Annotated in this window: 1 tRNA gene and 2 rRNA genes; 1 reads left to right on the forward strand and 2 read right to left on the reverse strand. The window is 54.1% G+C overall.

The features are described 5' to 3' along the window. Position 1: 1 nt before the first annotated feature. Both rrf and AAC147_RS01115 read right to left on the reverse strand, forming a co-directional pair. Positions 2–117: ribosomal RNA gene (rrf, locus tag AAC147_RS01110) — 5S ribosomal RNA — on the reverse strand. Positions 118–226: 109 nt separating this feature from the next. Next, a 23S ribosomal RNA gene (locus tag AAC147_RS01115) occupies positions 227–3,134 on the reverse strand. Positions 3,135–3,229: 95 nt separating this feature from the next. Here AAC147_RS01115 and AAC147_RS01120 point away from each other — a divergent pair. Then, positions 3,230–3,305: transfer RNA gene (locus AAC147_RS01120), tRNA-Glu, on the forward strand. Positions 3,306–3,463: the final 158 nt, after the last annotated feature.

Here is a 3,463-nt window from a genome sequence, read left to right on the forward strand (position 1 = left end):
TGTCTGGCAGTGCCCTACTCTCGCATGGGGAGACCCCACACTACCATCGGCGCGACGGCGTTTCACTGCTGAGTTCGGCATGGGGTCAGGTGGGACCACCGCGCTATTGCCGCCAGACAAATCCTGTTTTCAATCCCGAACAAGCTGCCGGACTGGCCCAGGCCACTCCCGTCTCTGAAACTTTTCGTCTTTCTCTCCAACGCCCCCAAAACCCCTTCGGTGTTGTCAGGTTAAGCCGCACGGTACATTAGTACTGGTTAGCTCAACGTCTCGCCACGCTTACACACCCAGCCTATCCACGTCCTCGTCTCGAACGCTCCTTCAGTATCCTCTGGGGATAAGGGAAGACTCATCTCAAGGCAAGTTTCCCGCTTAGATGCTTTCAGCGGTTATCTCTTCCGCACTTAGCTACCGGGCAGTGCCATTGGCATGACAACCCGAACACCAGTGGTGCGTCCACTCCGGTCCTCTCGTACTAGGAGCAGCCCCTTTCAATCTTCCAGCGCCCACGGCAGATAGGGACCGAACTGTCTCACGACGTTCTAAACCCAGCTCGCGTACCACTTTAAATGGCGAACAGCCATACCCTTGGGACCTACTTCAGCCCCAGGATGTGATGAGCCGACATCGAGGTGCCAAACACCGCCGTCGATATGAACTCTTGGGCGGTATCAGCCTGTTATCCCCGGAGTACCTTTTATCCGTTGAGCGATGGCCCTTCCATGCAGAACCACCGGATCACTAAGACCTACTTTCGTACCTGCTCGCGCCGTCACGCTCGCAGTCAAGCCAGCTTATGCCTTTGCACTAACCTCACGATGTCCGACCGTGATTAGCTGACCTTCGTGCTCCTCCGTTACGCTTTGGGAGGAGACCGCCCCAGTCAAACTACCCACCAGACACTGTCCGCAACCCGGATAACGGGCTTACGTTAGAACATCAAACATTCAAGGGTGGTATTTCAAGGATGGCTCCATGCAGACTGGCGTCCACACTTCCAGGCCTCCCACCTATCCTACACATCAAGGCTCAAGGTTCAGTGTCAAGCTATAGTAAAGGTTCACGGGGTCTTTCCGTCTTGCCGCGGGTACACTGCATCTTCACAGCGAGTTCAATTTCACTGAGTCTCGGGTGGAGACAGCCTGGCCATCATTACGCCATTCGTGCAGGTCGGAACTTACCCGACAAGGAATTTCGCTACCTTAGGACCGTTATAGTTACGGCCGCCGTTTACTGGGGCTTCGATCAAGAGCTTCTCCCTAAGGATAACCCCATCAATTAACCTTCCAGCACCGGGCAGGCGTCACACCGTATACGTCCACTTTCGTGTTTGCACAGTGCTGTGTTTTTATTAAACAGTTGCAGCCAGCTGGTCTCTGCGACTGGCCTCGGCTCCGAAAGCAAGTTTCTTCACCTGACGCCAGCGTGCCTTCTCCCGAAGTTACGGCACCATTTTGCCTAGTTCCTTCACCCGAGTTCTCTCAAGCGCCTGAGTATTCTCTACCTGACCACCTGTGTCGGTTTGGGGTACGATTTCATGTTACCTGATGCTTAGAGGCTTTTCCTGGAAGCCGGGCATCTGTCACTTCAGCACCGCAGTGCCTCGTCATCACGCCTCAGTGTTATCAGGGCTCCGGATTTACCAGGAACCCCCACCTACACGCTTAAACCGGGACGACCGTCGCCCGGATGACATAGCCTTCTCCGTCCCCCCTTCGCAGTAACACCAAGTACAGGAATATTAACCTGTTGCCCATCGACTACGCTTTTCAGCCTCGCCTTAGGGGTCGACTCACCCTGCCCCGATTAACGTTGGACAGGAACCCTTGGTCTTCCGGCGTGCGGGTTTTTCACCCGCATTATCGTTACTTATGTCAGCATTCGCACTTCTGATACCTCCAGCCAACCTCACAGTTCACCTTCAACGGCTTACAGAACGCTCCCCTACCCAGCAACACATTCGTGTCGCTGCCGCAGCTTCGGTGCCTGGTTTAGCCCCGTTACATCTTCCGCGCAGGCCGACTCGACCAGTGAGCTATTACGCTTTCTTTAAATGATGGCTGCTTCTAAGCCAACATCCTGGCTGTCTGAGCCTTCCCACTTCGTTTCCCACTTAACCAGGACTTGGGGACCTTAGCTGGCGGTCTGGGTTGTTTCCCTCTTCACGACGGACGTTAGCACCCGCCGTGTGTCTCCCGTGATAACATTCTTCGGTATTCGCAGTTTGCATCGGGTTGGTAAGTCGGGATGACCCCCTAGCCGAAACAGTGCTCTACCCCCGAAGATGAGTTCACGAGGCGCTACCTAAATAGCTTTCGGGGAGAACCAGCTATCTCCCGGTTTGATTGGCCTTTCACCCCCAGCCACAAGTCATCCGCTAATTTTTCAACATTAGTCGGTTCGGTCCTCCAGTTAGTGTTACCCAACCTTCAACCTGCCCATGGCTAGATCACCGGGTTTCGGGTCTATACCCTGCAACTTAACGCCCCGTTAAGACTCGGTTTCCCTGCGGCTCCCCTATACGGTTAACCTTGCTACAGAATATAAGTCGCTGACCCATTATACAAAAGGTACGCAGTCACACCCTAAAGGGTGCTCCCACTGCTTGTACGTACACGGTTTCAGGTTCTCTTTCACTCCCCTCGCCGGGGTTCTTTTCGCCTTTCCCTCACGGTACTGGTTCACTATCGGTCAGTCAGGAGTATTTAGCCTTGGAGGATGGTCCCCCCATGTTCAGACAGGATACCACGTGTCCCGCCCTACTCATCGAACTCCCACCTTATGCATCTTCGTGTACGGGACTGTCACCCTTTACTGTGCGCCTTTCCAGACGCTTCCACTGACACACAAGCTGTTGCTGGTTCTGGGCTCCTCCCCGTTCGCTCGCCGCTACTGGGGGAATCTCGGTTGATTTCTTTTCCTCGGGGTACTGAGATGTTTCAGTTCCCCCGGTTCGCCTCGTTTGACTATGAATTCATCAAACGATAGTGCAACGGATTGCACTGGGTTTCCCCATTCGGACATCGCCGGCTATAACGGTTCATATCACCTTACCGGCGCTTATCGCAGATTAGCACGTCCTTCATCGCCTCTGACTGCCTAGGCATCCACCGTGTACGCTTAGTCGCTTAACCTCACAACCCGAAGGGGTCTTCGGACTGGGGTTGTTGAGAGACTCTTCAATGACCGCTTTCACTCAGACAAGCAAGCGTCTGCGAAGAGACTGAAAGTCCCCTTCGTCTAGAGGCCTAGGACACCGCCCTTTCACGGCGGTAACAGGGGTTCGAATCCCCTAGGGGACGCCACTTTGCTCGGGGTATTGGGTGAAAGACGGTGCCAACCTTATTGCTAAGCGGGCTTGCCCGCCGGTTTAGCAATAATAGCTCTTTAACAATCTGGAACAAGCTGAAAAATTGAAACATTCAGTGACACGGCTTTCTGAGTGAAAGCGGTCATTGAAGAG

Origin of the sequence: Xenorhabdus sp. NBAII XenSa04 (assembly GCF_963866145.1) — a bacterium.
Taxonomy (GTDB): domain Bacteria; phylum Pseudomonadota; class Gammaproteobacteria; order Enterobacterales; family Enterobacteriaceae; genus Xenorhabdus; species Xenorhabdus indica.